The organism is Pseudactinotalea sp. Z1748 (assembly GCF_049725185.1).
Classification (GTDB): Bacteria; Actinomycetota; Actinomycetes; order Actinomycetales; family Beutenbergiaceae; genus CALKWS01.
This window is the reverse complement of record NZ_JBMPQB010000001.1, coordinates 643,455-660,825: the sequence shown is the minus strand read 5'-3', so window position 1 is coordinate 660,825 and position 17,371 is coordinate 643,455. Positions and strand designations below refer to the sequence as shown.

Genomic DNA, 17,371 nt, shown 5'->3' with positions numbered 1-17,371 from the left:
GATTCGCACCGACTCCGAACGTACACTCGGGGTATGGCCACTGAGCAGGAAGTCCGCACCGCACTGGGGTCCGTGCTGGACCCCGAGATCCGCCGTCCGATCACCGAGTTGGACATGGTCCGCTCGATCGAGGTGGACGCCGGGACCGGTGTGGTCACGGTGCTGGTGGCCCTGACCATCGCGGGCTGCCCGATGCGCGAAACGATCACCAAGGACGTGCGCGCGGCGGTGGAGAAACTGGACGGGGTGCCCAGTTGCACCGTGGAGATGACGGTGATGACCGACGAGGAGCGCACCGACCTGCGAACCAAGTTGCGCGGCGGCAAGGCCGAACCGGTGATCCCGTTCTCCCAACCGGACTCCCTGACCCGGGTCTACGCAGTGGCCTCCGGCAAGGGTGGGGTGGGCAAGTCCTCGGTGACGGCCAATCTCGCCGCGGCGATGTCCGCCCAGGGCCTGAAGGTCGGCGTGATCGACGCGGACGTGTACGGCTTCTCCATCCCCCGCATGCTCGGGGTGGAGACCGGGCCCACCAAGGTCGACGACATGATCCTGCCTCCCTTGTCCGGGGAGATCAAGGTGATCTCGATCGGCATGTTCACCCAGCCGGGCAAGGCCGTGGTCTGGCGTGGGCCGATGCTGCACCGGGCGCTGCAGCAGTTCCTCGCGGACGTGTTCTGGGGAGACCTGGACGTCTTGCTGCTGGACCTGCCGCCGGGCACCGGTGACATCGCGATCTCCGTGGCCCAGTTGCTTCCCGGTGCCGAACTGCTCGTGGTCACCACCCCGCAGTTGGCTGCGGCCGAGGTGGCCGAGCGCGCCGGGTCGATGGCCCAGGCCACCAACCAGCGCATCGCCGGCGTGATCGAGAACATGTCCTGGCTGGATCAGCCCGACGGTACCCGGCTGGACCTGTTCGGCTCCGGCGGTGGGGCCAAGGTCGCGCAGCGGCTGACCGAGGTGCTGGGCACCGATGTGCCGCTGCTCGGGCAGGTGCCGATCGAGGTTGCCCTGCGCGAGGGCAGCGACAACGGTGCGCCGCTGGTGGGCACCGGGAGCCAGTCCCCGGCCGCGCAGGTACTGCGAGACGTCGCCTCTACACTGGGCCAACGCTCCCGTGGCCTGGCCGGCCGCAAGTTGGCGATCTCGCCGGTGGGCTGAGCGGCGTTCGCTCGTGCCTAGGTGGCCTCGTCGTCGAACGGGGCACCGACGGCGACCAATTCCTGGGCGCCGGCTTCGTTCGCGTCAGTCCGCGCGCCTGCTGCTTCCGACTCGGCAGTAGCGCCGGTCTCGACGGCGGTCGTTGACGCCGTCGTCACCGCTGCCCGCGCGTCGTCACCAGCGCTCTGGTCCGGACCGACGGCGTCATCGGCGGTGGCCGAGTCGGCGTCAGCCGCCTCGGCAGCGGCGGCTTCCTTCCTCGCCTGTACCTCGGCGCGGCGGCGGGCTGCGTTCTCCCGTGCGATCCGGCTGCTCTCACTCGGCTTGCGCACAGTGGAGGCAGACCGGGTCGTGGACCTGGCGGCGCGGGCCGGGCGGGTGGTCGGCAGGATGTCATCGGACAACGCCTCCCGCACGATTCGGCGGGGATCGTACTTGCGCGGATCCAACTGGGACAGGTCCAGGTCCGCGGCCTCCTCGCCGAGCTCCTCCTTGACCCGTTCGGTGGCGCCGGTGGCCATCTTCTTCAGGTTCCGTGCCAACTGGCCGAGTTGCTCGGCGTACGTGGGCAGCCGTTCCGGGCCGATCACGATGACGGCGATGATGATGAGGAGGAGCAGTTCCTCACCATTGATGTTCATGCACCCAATCCTATCCCGGCGGGAAGCAGGCGTCAGCCGCTCGGCTGCTCGCCGAGGGTGACGTCGAGTTCGCGTTCGGCGCCGTCCTCGCGGATGGTCAACGTGATCACCTCGCCGGGGGCGTGGGCGCGAATGCGCACGATCAACTCCTCCGCGCTGGTGACCGGGTTCCCGTTCAGGGCCACGATCACATCACCCGGCGCCAACCCGGCCGCTTCGGCCGGGCCGCCGGGGCTGATCGGTTCCTGTCCCTCGGTGGTCTCGGTGTGCACCCGCACCCCCTCACCGGCATAGGTGGGATCCAGCGTGGCTCCGATCACCGGGTAACTGGCCTCCCCGGTCTCGATGATCTGCTGCGCGGTGCGCGCCACCTGCGAGCTCGGGATCGCGAAGCCCAGCCCGATACTGCCACCCTGGCCGGGCTGGGCGGCGATGGCGGTGTTCACCCCGATCACCGCCCCGCTGGCGTCCACCAGCGGCCCACCGGAGTTCCCCGGGTTGATCGCCGCGTCGGTCTGGATGGCATTGATGAAGGTACCGCCACCGGCACCCACCCGCACCGGGCGGTTCTGAGCGCTGACGATCCCGGTGGTCACGGTGCCCTCCAGGCCCAGCGGTGCGCCGATGGCCACCACCGGATCACCCACTCGCAGCGCGTCGGAGTCCCCGAGCGGGACCGGGGGCAGGTCGGTGCGCTCGACGGACAGGACCGCCAGGTCGTAGTCGGAGGTGGCCCCGACGATCTCCGCCGCTTCCTCGGCGCCGTCGGAGAAGATCACCGCAACCTGTGCCTCGGGATCCTCCTGGGCCGCGGCGATGACGTGTTCGTTCGTGACGATATGCCCCTGATCGTTGAAGACGAAGCCGCTGCCGGTGAAGCCCTCACCATTGGCGCGAACCTGGATGAACACCGTGCTCGGTAGCACCGCGTCGGCGATGTCTGCCACGGAGGCGTCGGTTAGCGCCGGAGCCGAGGTACCCTGCCCGGTTGCGGGGTCGGAGGGTGTGGAACCCGGCGCGGATGAGCCGGTGGGTACCCCCGGTAGGTACTGCGCTCCCAGCAGGCCCAGTAGCAGGCCCACCAGCAGGGCCATGATCATCAGGACGGCGACGATCCCACCGGCGACGCCGCGCCGTCTGCGGCCAGGATGGGCGGCGTGGGTGGCCCGGGGCCCCGGGTAGGACGCCAGGGGGGCGCTCTGCTCGGCCGGGTCTCCTCCTGGCTGCGGTGGCACACCCACCGGCTGCTCCGGGTTGGGTCCCGGCCGCGTGGCTTCAGGTGCCGGGCTGCGGGGGTCCGATGGCCACTGCTGGGAGCCGGCTTCCGGTGCGTCGGCATCGGGCCGAGCGGCGCCGCTGTCGGGCTGCCCGGACGGCGTGGCCCACCCGTGGCCGGGTGCGGCAGCGGTGTCCTCAGCGCTTGTGGCATCCGATCCCGGGTCGGCTGCGCCGGGCACAGCGTCGGAGGTTCGCCGGCCCGGTTCCGACCCGGGGTACGGCTCGCGGTCCTGTGGGGTCATGGGCCCATTCTCTACGATCTTGGCTACTAAGCACCCCTTCAGGTGAGATTCCCATCAGATCGGGCCGGGGCGCCGCGACCTCCCGGGCGGTGCAGCGATACCATCACGAGCACCGCTACACCGATCCGGGAGGCTCATCATCGCTGCCGACAAGGCCCAGAGTTGGGCCTACACCGAGGAGTTCATCACTGAATCCGAGCCGGTGCGCCAGGCCCGGGACCGCGCGGAGGAGTTCGGTATCCAGCCCGTCCCGCCCGGTGTGGGTGCGGCGCTGCGTCTGCTGGCTGCGGCCGCCGACGCCCACGCCGTGGCCGAGGTGGGCACCGGGACAGGTGTTTCCGGCCTGTGGCTGTTGGAGGGGATGCGGCCCGGTGGCGTGCTCACCACGATCGACGTGGAGATGGAGCATCAGCGCGCTGCGAAGGAGGCCTTCGCCGCGGCCGGGATCGGCGCCACCCGCACCCGGGCGATCTCCGGGCGGGGCCTGGACGTGCTGCCCCGGTTGGCCGATGGCGCCTACGACCTGGTCTTCATCGACGGCGAACCCTCCGAGGCGTCCGATTACGCCGAGCAGGCCATCCGGATGCTGCGCTCCGGTGGGGTGCTGGCCATCACCGGGGCGCTCTGGTACGACCGGGTCGCCGACCCGGCACGCCGGGACGAGGCCACCGTGGCGATGCGGGAGTTGGGCAAGTCCGTCCGCGACGACGATCGGTTGCTCCCCGCACTGTTGCCCAGCGGGGAGGGCCTCCTGGCCGCCGTCAAGCGCTGAAGTCAGCGCGGGCACCCAGTGGAGGGATCGGCATGAGCGATTTGTTCGTTGACGCTGCGGGCAGCTGGGAACGCGTCATCTTCGTGCACGGATCCCTGACCACCGGTCGCGAGGAGTGGGAAGCCCAGCAGCCCCTCGCCGAGGAGGGCTTCCGGCTCCTCGTGGTGGACCGGCGCGGATACGGGCGCAGTCCCGGCGCCGAAGGGGAGGATTTCCTGCGCGACGCGCAGGATATCGCCGCGTTGATGGACACCGGTGCCCACCTGGTGGGCCACTCCTACGGAGGTCTCGGAGCGATGTTCGCGGCCGCGCTGCGGCCCGGTGAGACCCGCTCCCTGGCGCTGCTGGAACCTCCGGCGTTCACCCTGGGCCAGGACCGGCCGGCGGCTCGGGACCTGGTGGTGAGGAGTGTGGAGATCCTCGACCTGGACCTCCCGGACCGTGCCTGGGTGGTGCGGTTCCTGGAGTCCGTGGGGAGCCGGCCGGAGGAGTTGCCGCCCGGGCTCCTCGAGGCCGCACTACCCCTGGTGCCACTGCTGCGCCACGCCAGGCGACCGACCGATGCCGAATTGCCGATCGCGGAGTTGGCCTCCGCCCCGTACCCCAGCCTGGTGGTCTCGGGCGGTCACCACCCAGGTTTCGAAGAGATCTGCGACGACCTCGCCGAGAAGATCGGTGCCTCGCGTTCGGTCATCGAGGGAGCCGGCCACGAGGTCCAGTTCACCGGGGCACCGATCAACGATGCGCTGCTGGCGTTGTGGCGCAGCGCATCAGCGCGGTAGCGACTCAGTCGCGTTCGATCAGCCAGTGCAGCAGTGCCCGGGCGCTGTAGCCGGTGGGCCCTTCGGCGATCTCGTGCTCGTTCTTCGGTGACCGGCCCGGGCCGGCGATGTCCAGGTGCGCCCACGGGGTGTCACCTGCGAAGTGCTGCAGGAACAGCGCCGCCGTGATCGCCCCTGCCGAGATGTGCGGATCGGTGTTGACGTGGCACAGGTCCGCCACCGGCGAGTCCAGCGCGGAGCGGTACTCGGCTACCAGCGGCATCGCCCAGAGCGCCTCCCCGGTCACCTCCCCGGCGGCGGTCAGGGCACTGGTCAGGTCCGCATCGGTGCTGAACAGCGCCGCGTGCTTCTTACCCAGGCCCAGGGTGGCCGCCCCGGTCAGGGTGGCCACGTCGACCAGCGCCCGCGGGCGGTACTGCGACCGTGCCCACGCCATCGCATCGGCCAGGACCAGCCGGCCCTCGGCGTCGGTGTTGGCGATCTCCACCGTGGTGCCATCGACCATGGTGAGCACGTCACCGGGCCGGTAGGACCGCGCGCCGACGGCGTTCTCCGCAAGTGGTAGCACCGCCACCACCGGCACCGGGACCTGCGCGCGTGCTGCGCCGAGCACGACGGCCAGGACCACCGCGGCGCCGGACATGTCCGTCTTCATCGGCACCATCGCCTCGCGCGGCTTGATCGAGAGCCCACCGGTGTCGTAGGTGATGCCCTTGCCGACCAGCACGATCGGGTCCTGGGCGCGGCCCTTGGCCCGGGCTCGCCGGGGCGGGGTGTACGTCACCGTCACCAGGCGCGGGGGGCCCGCCGCAGCCGCACCGACCGCGAGGATTCCCTCCAACCCCTCGGCGGCAAGCCACTTCTCGTCGTGTTCGGTCACCTTGACCCCGGCCACCCCCTCGGCTGCCTCCCGTGCCTGCTCGGCAACCCAGGCGGGTGTCTTGATGTTCGACGGCGTGGCCGCCAGGGTGCGCGCCAGCACGGTGGCCTCCGCGCTGGTACGGGCGCGGTCCAGATCATCGGCGCTGACCGGGCCGGCCAGGGTGATCAGCGGGCACGGCGCGTCCGGGCCCGGCCCGGCACCGGTGAACGGGGCCCGGTAGGAGCCCAGCAGGAGCCCCTCGATGAGAGCGCGCAGCGCCGGCGGGGTGGGCTCGACCAATCCGCTCAGGTCCACCAACAGGTGCTCGGCCTTCACCGCTGCCCGGGCCAGGGCCGCACCTGCCCGGCGCATCGCCGTCGTGCCCTCATCACCGATACCGGCCAGGACCAACCGGTCCGGCATTGCCTCCCAGGGCGCCGAACCCGAGGCCAGGGCGGGCAGGGTCACGGTGGTGGCCGATCCGGCGCTCGCGCTGGCGCCGGCGCGCACCGCGAGGGCGCCCAGGTCGATGCCGTGGTCCCCGGGGGAGCCCACGGGGGCAACCGCGTCACCGTCGGCGCGGATCAGCACCGCCAGCAGCGCCTCGGGTCCGAATTCGCGCAGCCGGGCAGCATCCAGCGGCCCGGCCTGCAGCGCGATGTGCGGGGCAGACGTCCTACGCACCGGTCAGTTCGTGACCGCGCTCAGTGCGTTCGACAAGTCCGAAGCCTCGTCCGGCTTGAGTTCCACGACCAACCGGCCGCCTCCTTCGAGCGGTACCCGCATGATGATCCCGCGACCCTCCTTGGTGACCTCGAGTGGTCCGTCACCGGTCCTGGGCTTCATGGCGGCCATGGGCGTGCTCCCTATGTGGGTTGAATGGAGTCGAACCGAAGCGGTCTGCACCGGTCCGGTCCGGAGTCGTGTGACCTCCATTCTATGCCACCGGAGGCTCTCGCGGGGTGCCCGGTGCGGATACGGCTCCTGCCAGGACACCGACACCCGCCCGCTCGAAACTGCCCAGGCCATCACCACGACTACCGCGATGACCAGCACGAACAGTCCCGTGATGCCGGTGACCCAGCCCATCGCGTGCTCTGCTACTCCGGCTGGCCCGCGGCTTCGGAGCCGGCCTCCCGCTGGGCCTTGGCCTCGGCCCGGCGGCGGTGATGGTTGGCCTCGATCACCATCTGCACCGCCTCGGCCGGGTCGTCGGTGACCTGGACCAGATCCACGTCCGCAGCGGCGATCGTGCCCTCCTTCACCAGTACCTCCCGCAACCAGTCCAGCAGCCCGGACCAGAACTCCGTGCCGATCAGCACCAACGGGAACCGCTTGACCTTGCCGGTCTGGACCAGGGTGAGTGCCTCGAACAGTTCATCCAGGGTGCCGTACCCGCCGGGCAGCACGATGAAGCCCTGGGCGTACTTGACGAACATGGTCTTGCGGGCGAAGAAGTAGCGGAAGTTCACGCCCAGGTCCACGTACTCGTTCATGCCCTGTTCGAAGGGCAGTTCGATGCCCAGCCCGACCGAGGTGCCCTCGGCGTTCTGGGCGCCCATGTTCGCCGCCTCCATCACCCCCGGTCCGCCGCCGGTGATCACCCCGAACCCGGCCTTGACCAGTTCCTCGGCGACCTGCACCCCGAGCTCGTAGTACGGGTGGTCGGCGTCGAAACGGGCGGACCCGAACACGCTGATCGCCGGGCCGAGGCTGGCCAGTGCTCCGAACCCCTCGACGAACTCGGCCTGGATCCGCATCACCCGCCAGGGGTCGGTGTGCACCCACTCGGCGTCCCGGCCGCTCCACTCCAGGAGGCGCTCATCGGTGGTCTTCTCCGGAATGTGGCGACCCCGCAGCCGGATCGGGCCCTTCAGGTAATTCCGCCGCTTCTTCGGTTCCGCAGTCATTGTTCCGGCCCTCCTCTCATCTCGTTCGGGTGTAACTCAACCACGACCGGAGGGCTCGCGTGCACACTCGGATCTGCTCGGTGGGCACCGCCTCGTCATCGGCATGGGCCAACAGCGGATCGCCGGGCCCGAAATTCACCGCCGGGACGCCCAGCGCGGTGAACCGCGCCACATCGGTCCAGCCTTGTTTGGCCCGCACGCTCCCCCCGGTTTGGGCGGTCACCGCCGCCACGAACTCCGCGGCTACCGGCTGGGACAGCCCGGGCCGGGCCCCCGGGGAGGAGTCGGTGGGGTCCACCTCCAGCCCGTCGAAGACCTCCCGGACGTGGGCCAGCGCCTCCGCCTGGGTGCGGGCGGGGGCGAACCTGTAGTTCACCGCGACGGTGCACTCATCGGGGATCACGTTCCCGGCTATCCCCCCGGTGATGGCCACCGCGTTCAGGCCCTCGATGTAGGTGAGCCCATCGACCTCGACGTGCTCGGGTTCATAGGAGGCCAGGCGGGTCAGCACCTGCGCGGCCTCGTGGATCGCGTTGTGCCCCATCCACGCCCGGGCGGAGTGGGCCGCACGCCCCCTGGTCCGCACCTGCACGTGCAGCGAACCGTTGCAGCCGGCCTCGATTCCGGCGGCCGTGGGTTCGCCCAGCACGGCGAAGTCGGCGGCCAACCAGTCCGGGTGCTCGGCCACCACCCTGTTCAACCCGTTGAGGTCCGCGGCCACCTCCTCGTTGTCGTAGAAGACCCACGTCACATCGCGCACCGGCTCGGTCAACGCGGCGGCCAGGTGCAGCGCCACCGCGACGCCGCCCTTCATATCCACCGTGCCCCGGCCCCGCAGCACCTCCGTGCCGCCGGACCCCCGCTCGCGCCGGGTGGGCAGGTTGCCAGCGATCGGCACGGTGTCCAAATGTCCGGCGACCACCACACGTTCGGCCCGGCCCAGCTCGGTGCGCGCCAACACGGTGTTCCCCGAGCGCAGTACGTGCAGGTGCGCGTACCGGCCCAGGGCCGCCTCGACGGCGTCGGCCAGCGGCGCCTCGGTACCGGAGACCGAGGGGATGTCACAGAGCAACTGGGTCAGATCCACGACATCGGTGGTCACCAGGTCCGGGAGGTCCTGGGGCTGGGCCTGCCCCGCCGGTGCTGCCGGGTCGATGGGCGGGGTGGGCGATGGAGTCATTCCGCCGAGCATAATCGCCGCGCCCGGAAGGCGGCCGCCCGTCTTCGGGAGTCGGCCCACCCGGTGTCGGGAGGGATCAGGTCTCGGTGGCGTGCAGCAACCGCGCGGCCTCGGCGATCGACCCGGACAGCGAGGGATAGACGGTGAACGCCGCCGACACCTCATCCACGGTGAGACGGTTACTGATCGCCAGCGTGAGCGGGAAGATCAGTTCACTGGCCCGCGGAGCCACCACCACCCCGCCGAGCACCAGGCCGGAGGAACGGTGGGAGAACACCTTGATGAAGCCCTCGGTGATGCCCAGCATCTTCGCGCGCGGGTTCCCGCCCAGGGGCAGCATGGTGATCTTGCCGTTGACCTCCCGCTCGGTGATCGCGCGCTCGGGGATCCCGACCGTAGCGATCTCCGGGGCGGTGAAGATGTTCGCCGAGACCATCTGCAGATCCAGCGGCGACACCGCATCGCCCAGGGAGTGCCACATCGCGATCCGGCCCTGCATCGCCGCCACCGAGGCCAGCGGCAGCACCCCGGTCACGTCACCGGCGGCGTAGACCCCGCGCACCGTGGTGCGGGAGACCCGGTCCACCTCGATGTGCCCGGACTCGGTGGTGGCTACCCCGGCCTGCGCCAGCCCCAGGTCCTCGCTGTTGGGCACCCCGCCCACCGCGAGGAGGCAGTGCGATCCGGTGACCACCTGGCCGTCGGTCAGTTCTACTTCCACCCCGTCGCCGGTCCGGTGCACCGCGGCGGCACGGGAGCGGGACATCACGTCCATACCGCGGCGCCGGAACACCGTCTCGATCAGTTCGGCGGCATCGGCGTCCTCCCCCGGCAGCACCCGGTCGCGGCTGGAGACCAGCACCACCGGCACCCCGAGCGCGTTGTAGGCACCGGCGAACTCCGCCCCGGTGACCCCCGAGCCCACCACGATGAGTTTCTCCAGGTCGTCGGCGGCCTCGTACATCTGGGTCCAGGTCAGGATGCGCTCCCCGTCCGGCTCCGCGGTGGGAAGCACCCGCGGGCGGGCTCCGGTGGCCAGCAGGATCACATCGGCCGCGAACCGGCGTTGCCCCTGGTCGGTCTCGGCGATCACGGCCCCGGGCCCGTCCAGCCGCCCGGTGCCGTCGACCAGGGTGATCCCCTCCCGTTGCAGACGGGCCCGGATATCACGGCTCTGGGCGCCGGCCAGCCGCAGCACCCGCTGGTTCACCCGGTTCAGGTCCACCTCCAGGGAGCCGTCGTGGCCCCCGGTGGGTTTGATACCCAGTTCCCGGGAGCTCTCGGTCAGCGTCATCCACTCGGCGGTGGCGATCAGCGTCTTCGACGGCACCACGTCGGTGAGCACGGCCGAGCCACCCAGGCCCTGGCGCTCGATGAGGGTCACACCCGCCCCGAGCTGGGCGGCCACCAGCGCTGCCTCGTAGCCACCGGGCCCGCCCCCGATGATCACCACCCGGCTCCCCTCCCGGGTGGTGGAACGTCGGACGCCGCTGGGGGGTTCGGCCGGTGGCGGGATCTCGGAGGTCACGCCTGCCATTGTGCCTTGTCACCGGGTCCGGGCAAGTGGCGCCGGGCCCCGTACGGCCGGCACCGATCCAGTAGGTTCGTGCTGTGCACACACATGACGACGACGCCGACCCTGCCCGGACCGCTGCCGCGGCCGCCCGGGTGCTCACCGAGGCGGCGGGGGTGGACTCCTTCGACATCGCCCTGGTGCTCGGTTCGGGTTGGGGCGAGGCAGCCGACTTGATCGGACGCACCGTCGCCACCGTCCCGGCAGCCGACGTGCCCGGATTCGCTCCCTCCGGAGTGCCCGGGCACCGCGGGACGCTGCAAGCGGTGGCCGTGGATACCGGGACCGGCACCAGGCACGCACTGGTGCTGGGGGCCCGCACGCACTTCTACGAGAGCAGGGGGGTGCGGGCAGTGGCCCACCCGGTGCGCACCGCCGCCGCGGCCGGGGCGTCCACCGTGGTGCTGACCAATGGGTGCGGCGGGCTGCACCGGGAGTGGGCTCCCGGCACAGCGGTGCTGATCAGCGACCACGTGAACCTGACCGCTGCCTCTCCCCTGGAGGGCGCCACGTTCGTGGATCTGACCGATCTGTACTCACCGCGGTTGCGCGCGATCGCCCATTCGGTGGACCCGGAGCTGCCCGAGGGGGTCTACGCCCAGTTCCGCGGCCCGCACTACGAGACGCCCGCCGAGGTGCAGATGGCCAAACGGATGGGCGCGGATCTGGTGGGCATGTCCACCGCCTTGGAGGCGATCGCGGCCCGGGAGGCCGGTATGGACGTGCTCGGCCTGTCCCTGGTGACGAACCTGGCCGCCGGGATCTCCCCCGAGCCGCTCTCCCACGCCGAGGTGATCGAGGCCGGCCGGGAGGCCGGCCCCCGGATCAGCGCACTGCTCAGTGCGATCGTGCGTACCATCCTGTCGTGACCGCCGACGACGACGCCCACCCCAGGCCTGCGGGCGCGCCCCCCACCCGGGTGCCCGCTGCGGCGAGCGCCGGCGAGCAGGAGCACGTCGGCGCAGACAGCGGGTCCGAGCAGGCCGGCGAGGAACTGCTCGCGCGTGTCCGGGAATGGATCGCCGATGATCCCGACCCGGGCGACGCCAGGGAACTGCGCGAACTGCTGGCCCAGGTGACCGGCGCCGACCGGTCCGGTTCGCTGCGGGCGCTGCAGAGGTTGCGCGAAGCCTTCGCGGGCTCGCTGCAGTTCGGCACGGCCGGGTTGCGGGGGGAACTGGGTGCGGGCCCGAACCGGATGAACCGGGCGGTGGTGATCCGAGCCGCGGCCGGGCTGATGACGTATCTGAACGAACGCGTGCCCCACCTGCCCAGGGTGGTGATCGGCTACGACGCCAGGCACCGTTCCGAGATCTTCGCTTCCGAGACCGCCGCCGTCGTCGCCGGTGCGGGCGGGCACGCCCTGGTTCTCCCCGGACCGGTGCCCACCCCGTTGCTTGCCTTCGCGGTACGCCACCTGGGTGCCGACGCCGGCGTGATGGTGACCGCCTCGCACAACCCGCCCCGGGACAACGGGTACAAGGTCTACCTGGGCGGACGGCTCACCGATGATTCCGGCACCGGGGTACAGATCGTTCCCCCCGCCGACGCCCAGATCGCAGCCCACATCGCTGCCGTGGAGTCGGTGGCGCAGGTGCCGCGGCACCGCGACCCGGCCGCGTCCGCCCGGGGGTCGATCGAACACCTGGGCCCCGAGGTGGGCCGGGCCTACGTCGAACGGGCGCTGACCACCGTGCCGGCGGGCCCGCGGAACCTCAGGATCGTGCTCACTCCCCTGCACGGCGTCGGGGCGTCCCTGGCACTGGAGGTGCTCGAGCGGGCCGGTTTCACCGACGTCACGGTCGTCGCCCGGCAGGGCCAGCCGGACCCGGACTTCCCCACGGTGAACTTCCCCAACCCGGAGGAGCCCGGCGCACTGGACCTGGCGATCGAGACCGCCGAGGACGTGGACGCCGACCTGATCATCGCCAACGACCCCGACGCCGACCGCTGCTCCGTCGCGGTGCCGGGTGTCGGCGCGGAGGGCGGCTGGCGCCAGTTGAGCGGCGATGAGGCCGGCGCCCTGCTCGGGGAGCAGGCCGCCGCCACCGCCGCAGCCGGGCCGGGTACGGGCACCGCGGTGCTGGCCTCCTCGGTGGTCTCCTCCCGGTTGCTGGCCGCGATCGCCCACTCCCACGGCCTGCCGTACCGGGCCACCCTGACCGGGTTCAAGTGGATCTCCCGGGTGCCCGGCCTGGTGTTCGGGTACGAGGAGGCGATCGGGTACTGCGTGGACCCCCAGGGGGTGCGGGACAAGGACGGCATCACCGCGGCGCTGCACCTGGCGGCCCTGGCCGCACGCGCCAAGGACGCCGGTGCCACGCTCATGGACTCACTCGATGAGTTGGCCCGGCGCCACGGTCTGCACGCCACCGCGCCGCTGTCGGTGCGGGTGGCGGACCTGGCCCTGATCGCCGCGATGATGGCGAGCCTGCGCGCCGACCCCCCGACCCAGCTGGGCGGTTCCGCGGTGGTGCAGGTCCGTGACCTGAACGCCGGCGGGGACCTACCGCCCACCGACGCGCTGATGTACCTCACTGAGGCCGGCGATCGCGTGATCGTGCGTCCCAGCGGAACCGAGCCGAAGCTCAAGTGCTACCTGGAGGTCGTCCTGCCGGTGGACGACCAGGACGTCAACCGGGTGCGACACCGGGCCGCCGATCGGCTCACGGCACTGTCCGCGGAGATCGGTTCCCGGCTCCGCGCCTGAACGGACCGGTGACGGCAGCGGCGCGGCACCGGCGCAGTTCAGAACTGGCGCACACCGTCGCCGGACGTGTACCGGTCCCGCTAGCGTTCCGGTGATGACCGATCACACTGACGCGGGCGGGCACGAGACGCGGCGGGCCTGGGACCTGGCCTCGCGCAAGTACACCCGCGCCTACACCGAGTTCCTCGAACTGGCACGGACCACCGAGTTGGCCGCGGCCGAGGTCGAGATCCTGGCGCCGATCCTGGGCGGACCCGACCAGCTGGTGGTGCACCCTCAGAGCGGGCACGGGGTGGACGACGCCGCCCTGGTGCGCCTGGGCGCGAGCAGGGTGATCGGGGTGGACTACACCCACCAGGTGGCGGTCTCGGCACAGCGGCGCGCCGCCGACCTGGGCCTGCCGTGCCACTACGTCACCGGCAGCGTCCCGGATGTACCACTGCTGAGCGGGTGCGCGGACCTGGTCTACACCGGCAAGGGCGCACTGATCTGGTTGGCCGACATCCATGGCTGGGCCCGGGAGATGGCCCGGCTGCTGCGCACCGGTGGGCACCTCTTCGTCTTCGAGGCCCACCCGTTGGTGCCGTTGTGGGCCTGGGACCGCGACGAGGCCAGGGCCCGGCCGGACCGGTCCTATTTCGCCGGCAGTCACGTCAACGACACCTTCCCCGCACGGGGTGCCGTAGAGCACCAACACCGGCTCTCGGAGGTGGTGATGGCGGTGTTGGGCGCCGGTTTCACCCTCTCCCACCTGGCCGAGCACCCCGAACCGTTCTGGCAGCCGGAGGGGACCGAGGCCGCGGCGTGGGACGGCCGGCTACCGAACTCCTACAGCCTGCTGGCCCAACGCCCACCCGCAGCAGCGCCGGCGGGGACCTAGGATGGGCGCATGACTTCAACGGCGACGACGGCGACCTCCTCCTCGGCCCGCAGCGCCGGGGAGGTGGCCACCCAGGCGCGCGTGATCACCGGAGCGGAGTCGGTGACCAACACGGCGTTGCGTCGCTACCTGCACGGCCTGCCGGGAGTGGACCAGGTGGGGGCCGATACCCGGGCGGCGATGCTGGGTACCCGCTCGATCAAGACCACAGCGAAGGCCTGGGCGATCGACACGGTCATCTCGATGATCGACCTGACCACCCTGGAAGGCGCCGACACCCCCGGCAAGATCCGCTCTCTGGTCGCCAAGGCCAAACTGCCCGACCCCGACGATCCCACCTGCCCCCGCCCGGCCGCGGTGTGCGTCTACTCCGACCTGGTGCCACTGGCGTTGGAGGCGATCGGGGACGCCGAGATCAACGTGGCCTCGGTGGCCACCGCGTTCCCCGCCGGTCGGGCCAGTCGGGCGATCCGCCTGGCCGACACCCGCGAGGCGGTCGGCGCGGGTGCGCAGGAGGTGGACATGGTGATCGACCGTGGCGCCTTCCTGTCCGGGGACTACCTGAAGGTGTACCAGGACATCGTCGCGGTGCGCCAGGAATGTCAGAACACCGAGGTCCCGGCGCACCTGAAGGTCATCCTGGAGACCGGGGAACTGGCGACCTACGACAACGTCCGGCGTGCCTCCTGGCTGGCCATGCTCGCCGGCGCCGACTTCATCAAGACCTCCACCGGGAAGGTGGCCCCGGCCGCCACGCTGCCGGTCACCGTGGTGATGCTGGAGGCGGTCCGGGACTTCCACGCCGCCACCGGCACCCGCGTCGGCGTCAAACCCGCCGGCGGGATCCGTACCTCCAAGGATGCGATCAAGTACTTGGTGGCCGTGAACGAGGTGGCCGGGAACGACTGGCTCACCCCCGACCTGTTCCGCTTCGGCGCCTCCAGCCTCCTCAACGACATGTTGTTGCAGCGCAAGAAACTCGCCACCGGCGCCTACTCCGGCCCCGACTACGTGACGATCGACTGAAGGACCCCATGACTGCCTTCGACTACGCCCCCGCCCCCGAGTCAGCCTCGGTGGTGGATATCGCCTCCTCCTACGGGTTGTTCATCAACGGCGAGTTCACCGACGCCACCTCAGGGGAGTCCCTGAAGACCATCAACCCCGCCACCGAGGAGAACCTGGCCGAGGTTGCCGTGGCGGGTACCGAGGACGTCGAACGCGCCGTGCGGGCCGCCCGAACCGCCTACGAGCGCACCTGGGGCCCGATGCCGGGGCCGGAACGATCCAAGTACCTGTTCCGGATCGCCCGGCTGCTGGCCGAGCGGTCCCGCGAGTTCGCGGTGCTGGAGGTCCTGGACAACGGCAAGCCGATCCGGGAAGCCCGGGACATGGACATCCCGATGGCCTCGGCGTACTTCTTCTACTACGCCGGCTGGGCGGACAAGCTCGATTACGCCGGGCGCGGGGCGAACCCCCGCCCGCACGGGGTAGCCGGGCAGGTGATCCCCTGGAACTTCCCGCTGCTGATGCTGGCCTGGAAGATCGCTCCGGCCCTGGCCGCAGGCAACACGGTGGTGCTCAAACCGGCCGAGACCACCCCGTTGACGGCGCTGCTGTTCGCCGATCTGCTGCAACAGGCCGACCTGCCCCCCGGCGTCGTGAACATCATCACCGGCGCCGGTCGCACCGGGGCCGACCTGATCGCCCACCCGGACGTGGACAAGGTCGCCTTCACCGGGTCGACCAAGGTGGGCAAGCAGATCGCCCGGCAGGTGGCCGGCACCCATAAGCAAGCCACCCTGGAACTGGGCGGCAAGGCCGCGAACATCATCTTCGACGACGCCCCGGTGGACCAGGCGGTGGAGGGAATCGTCAACGGCATCTACTTCAACGCCGGGCAGGTGTGCTGCGCCGGATCGCGGCTGCTGGTCGCCGAGTCGGTGGCCGATGAGGTGATCGACCGGCTCAAGGCGCGTCTGGGCACATTGCGGGTGGGCGACCCGATGGACAAGAACACCGACGTCGGCGCGGTCAATTCCGCCGCCCAACTGAGCCGGATCACCGAACTGGCCAACGCCGGTGACGCCGAGGGGGCCGTGCGCTGGAGCGCGCCGGGCGACCTGCCCGAGAAGGGGTACTGGTTCCCGCCGACGGTGTTCACCGAGGTGTCCACCGCCCACCGGATCGCTCGCGAGGAGATCTTCGGGCCGGTGCTATCGGTGCTGACCTTCCGCACCCCGGACGAGGCGATCGCCAAGGCAAATAACACCCCCTATGGCCTGTCCGCCGGGGTGTGGACGGAGAAGGGGTCGCGGATCCTGGCGATGGCCGACGCGATCCGCTCCGGGGTGGTCTGGGCCAACACGTTCAACAAGTTCGACCCGGCCAGTCCCTTCGGTGGGTACAAGGAGTCCGGGTACGGCCGTGAGGGCGGGCGTCACGGTCTGCTCCCCTACCTGATCGAGGGAGGCACCCAGTGAGCCGGGTGGATGTGCGCAAGACCTACAAACTGTTCATCGGCGGGAAGTTCCCGCGATCGGAGTCCGGGCGCACCTACTCGGCCAGCAGCCGCCGCGGGAAGTTCCAGGCGAACGTGGCACAGGCCTCCCGCAAGGATGCCCGCGATGCCGTCCGGGCCGCTCGGGCGGCGCAACCCGGTTGGGCCGCGGGGAGCGCGTACAATCGCGGGCAGGTGCTCTACCGGGTGGCCGAACTGCTGGAGGAGCGCCGTGATCAGTTCGTCGCCCAGGTGCGCTCCGGTGAGGGCGTGGCGACCAAACGGGCCGAGGACCTGGTCTCCGCGGCGATCGACCGGTGGGTCTGGTACGCCGGGTGGTCGGACAAGGTCGCCCAGGTGGGTGGCAACACCAACCCGGTGGCCGGCCCGTTCTTCAACATCTCCACGCCGGAACCCACCGGGGTGGTGGCCGTGATCGCCCCGCAGCGCTCCTCGTTGCTCGGGCTGGTCTCGGTGCTGGCGCCGGTGATCGTCACCGGTAACACCGCCGTCGTGCTCTCCTCCGCCGAGCGGCCGCTGCCCGCGGTGACCCTGGCGGAGGTGCTGGCCACCTCCGACGTCCCCGGCGGGGTGGTCAACATCCTCACCGGCCACACCGCCGAGGTGGCTCCGCATCTGGCCACGCACGCCGACGTCAACGCCATCGACGTGGCCGGGGCGTTGGGTGCCGAGGGCATCACCTGGGGCGAGCTGGAGGCCGACGCCGCCGAGACCCTCAAGCGAGTGCGGCGCCCGATCACCGACGAGGAGCCGGACTTCGCCGTCGAGCAGTCCCTGTCCCAGATCATGGTCTTCACCGAGATCAAGACCGTCTGGCACCCCAAGGGCGCCTGAGCGACGCCGGCGTCGGCGTCCGGCC

16 protein-coding genes are annotated in these 17,371 nt (G+C 71.0%); 9 read left to right on the top strand and 7 right to left on the bottom strand.

Features of this window, described 5'->3' with window-relative positions; genetic code table 11:
• Nucleotides 1–33: 33 nt before the first annotated feature.
• Nucleotides 34–1,161, top strand: coding sequence for an Mrp/NBP35 family ATP-binding protein (locus ACO0LU_RS03115; RefSeq protein ID WP_424789956.1), 1,128 nt, complete (start codon nucleotides 34–36; stop codon nucleotides 1,159–1,161).
• Between the two features lie 17 nt (nucleotides 1,162–1,178).
• Here the strand turns inward: ACO0LU_RS03115 and ACO0LU_RS03110 are convergent, their stop codons facing one another.
• Together ACO0LU_RS03110 and ACO0LU_RS03105 are read right to left on the bottom strand one after the other, a co-directional pair.
• The gene (locus ACO0LU_RS03110; protein ID WP_424789955.1) at nucleotides 1,179–1,802 is read right to left on the bottom strand and encodes a twin-arginine translocase TatA/TatE family subunit; all 624 of its coding nucleotides are present in this window, start codon (nucleotides 1,800–1,802) and stop codon (nucleotides 1,179–1,181) included.
• Between the two features lie 32 nt (nucleotides 1,803–1,834).
• Nucleotides 1,835–3,322, bottom strand: a complete 1,488-nt coding sequence (locus ACO0LU_RS03105; protein ID WP_424789954.1) for a trypsin-like peptidase domain-containing protein — start codon at nucleotides 3,320–3,322, stop codon at nucleotides 1,835–1,837.
• Nucleotides 3,323–3,461: 139 nt separating this feature from the next.
• Between ACO0LU_RS03105 and ACO0LU_RS03100 the strand changes: the two genes are divergently transcribed.
• On the top strand, nucleotides 3,462–4,094 hold the full coding sequence (locus ACO0LU_RS03100; protein WP_424790185.1) for an O-methyltransferase: 633 nt from the start codon (nucleotides 3,462–3,464) through the stop codon (nucleotides 4,092–4,094).
• Nucleotides 4,095–4,126: 32 nt separating this feature from the next.
• Nucleotides 4,127–4,876, top strand: coding sequence for an alpha/beta fold hydrolase (locus ACO0LU_RS03095; protein WP_424789953.1), 750 nt, complete (start codon nucleotides 4,127–4,129; stop codon nucleotides 4,874–4,876).
• Between the two features lie 4 nt (nucleotides 4,877–4,880).
• Here ACO0LU_RS03095 and ACO0LU_RS03090 read toward each other — a convergent pair whose 3' ends face one another.
• From ACO0LU_RS03090 to ACO0LU_RS03070, 5 genes are all read right to left on the bottom strand, one after another.
• Nucleotides 4,881–6,422: a leucyl aminopeptidase family protein gene (locus ACO0LU_RS03090; protein WP_424789952.1), complete on the bottom strand. Its 1,542-nt coding sequence runs from the start codon at nucleotides 6,420–6,422 to the stop codon at nucleotides 4,881–4,883.
• Between the two features lie 3 nt (nucleotides 6,423–6,425).
• Nucleotides 6,426–6,593 carry a DUF3117 domain-containing protein gene (locus tag ACO0LU_RS03085; RefSeq protein ID WP_424787496.1) on the bottom strand — a complete coding sequence of 56 codons (168 nt, stop codon included), beginning with the start codon at nucleotides 6,591–6,593 and terminating at the stop codon, nucleotides 6,426–6,428.
• A gap of 245 nt (nucleotides 6,594–6,838) precedes the next feature.
• A complete protein-coding gene (locus ACO0LU_RS03080; RefSeq protein ID WP_424789951.1) occupies nucleotides 6,839–7,648 on the bottom strand; it encodes a TIGR00730 family Rossman fold protein in 810 nt (269 codons plus the stop codon).
• Nucleotides 7,649–7,664: 16 nt separating this feature from the next.
• The gene (dapE, locus tag ACO0LU_RS03075; protein ID WP_424789950.1) at nucleotides 7,665–8,828 is read right to left on the bottom strand and encodes a succinyl-diaminopimelate desuccinylase; all 1,164 of its coding nucleotides are present in this window, start codon (nucleotides 8,826–8,828) and stop codon (nucleotides 7,665–7,667) included.
• A gap of 76 nt (nucleotides 8,829–8,904) precedes the next feature.
• On the bottom strand, nucleotides 8,905–10,365 hold the full coding sequence (locus ACO0LU_RS03070; RefSeq protein WP_424789949.1) for an NAD(P)H-quinone dehydrogenase: 1,461 nt from the start codon (nucleotides 10,363–10,365) through the stop codon (nucleotides 8,905–8,907).
• A gap of 74 nt (nucleotides 10,366–10,439) precedes the next feature.
• Here ACO0LU_RS03070 and ACO0LU_RS03065 point away from each other — a divergent pair, with 74 nt between their 5' ends.
• The 6 genes from ACO0LU_RS03065 (at nucleotide 10,440) to ACO0LU_RS03040 (ending at nucleotide 17,346) form a co-directional block, all read left to right on the top strand.
• On the top strand, nucleotides 10,440–11,270 hold the full coding sequence (locus tag ACO0LU_RS03065) for a purine-nucleoside phosphorylase (RefSeq protein WP_424789948.1): 831 nt from the start codon (nucleotides 10,440–10,442) through the stop codon (nucleotides 11,268–11,270).
• Nucleotides 11,267–13,111, top strand: a complete 1,845-nt coding sequence (locus tag ACO0LU_RS03060) for a phospho-sugar mutase (RefSeq protein ID WP_424789947.1) — start codon at nucleotides 11,267–11,269, stop codon at nucleotides 13,109–13,111. Before ACO0LU_RS03065 ends, ACO0LU_RS03060 begins: the two co-directional genes overlap by 4 nt.
• A gap of 94 nt (nucleotides 13,112–13,205) precedes the next feature.
• Nucleotides 13,206–13,991 carry a class I SAM-dependent methyltransferase gene (locus ACO0LU_RS03055; protein ID WP_424789946.1) on the top strand — a complete coding sequence of 262 codons (786 nt, stop codon included), beginning with the start codon at nucleotides 13,206–13,208 and terminating at the stop codon, nucleotides 13,989–13,991.
• 9 nt (nucleotides 13,992–14,000) lie between these two features.
• Complete coding sequence (deoC, locus tag ACO0LU_RS03050) at nucleotides 14,001–15,017, top strand: deoxyribose-phosphate aldolase (protein ID WP_424789945.1); 1,017 nt, start codon at nucleotides 14,001–14,003, stop codon at nucleotides 15,015–15,017.
• Between the two features lie 8 nt (nucleotides 15,018–15,025).
• Complete coding sequence (locus ACO0LU_RS03045; RefSeq protein ID WP_424789944.1) at nucleotides 15,026–16,474, top strand: aldehyde dehydrogenase family protein; 1,449 nt, start codon at nucleotides 15,026–15,028, stop codon at nucleotides 16,472–16,474.
• On the top strand, nucleotides 16,471–17,346 hold the full coding sequence (locus ACO0LU_RS03040) for an aldehyde dehydrogenase family protein (protein ID WP_424789943.1): 876 nt from the start codon (nucleotides 16,471–16,473) through the stop codon (nucleotides 17,344–17,346). The genes ACO0LU_RS03045 and ACO0LU_RS03040 overlap by 4 nt, the downstream gene beginning before the upstream one ends.
• Nucleotides 17,347–17,371 lie beyond the last annotated feature (25 nt).

Bases quoted from the DNA above. Each gene is read 5' to 3' on its own strand.
- ACO0LU_RS03105 (WP_424789954.1), bottom strand. From the start codon at position 3,322: ATGACCCCACAGGACCGCGAGCCGTACCCCGGGTCGGAACCGGGCCGG.
- ACO0LU_RS03070 (WP_424789949.1), bottom strand. From the start codon at position 10,365: ATGGCAGGCGTGACCTCCGAGATCCCGCCACCGGCCGAACCCCCCAGC.
- ACO0LU_RS03110 (WP_424789955.1), bottom strand. From the start codon at position 1,802: ATGAACATCAATGGTGAGGAACTGCTCCTCCTCATCATCATCGCCGTC.
- ACO0LU_RS03055 (WP_424789946.1), top strand. From the start codon at position 13,206: ATGACCGATCACACTGACGCGGGCGGGCACGAGACGCGGCGGGCCTGG.
- deoC (WP_424789945.1), top strand. From the start codon at position 14,001: ATGACTTCAACGGCGACGACGGCGACCTCCTCCTCGGCCCGCAGCGCC.
- dapE (WP_424789950.1), bottom strand. From the start codon at position 8,828: ATGACTCCATCGCCCACCCCGCCCATCGACCCGGCAGCACCGGCGGGG.
- ACO0LU_RS03115 (WP_424789956.1), top strand. From the start codon at position 34: ATGGCCACTGAGCAGGAAGTCCGCACCGCACTGGGGTCCGTGCTGGAC.
- ACO0LU_RS03085 (WP_424787496.1), bottom strand. From the start codon at position 6,593: ATGGCCGCCATGAAGCCCAGGACCGGTGACGGACCACTCGAGGTCACC.
- ACO0LU_RS03080 (WP_424789951.1), bottom strand. From the start codon at position 7,648: ATGACTGCGGAACCGAAGAAGCGGCGGAATTACCTGAAGGGCCCGATC.
- ACO0LU_RS03045 (WP_424789944.1), top strand. From the start codon at position 15,026: ATGACTGCCTTCGACTACGCCCCCGCCCCCGAGTCAGCCTCGGTGGTG.
- ACO0LU_RS03095 (WP_424789953.1), top strand. From the start codon at position 4,127: ATGAGCGATTTGTTCGTTGACGCTGCGGGCAGCTGGGAACGCGTCATC.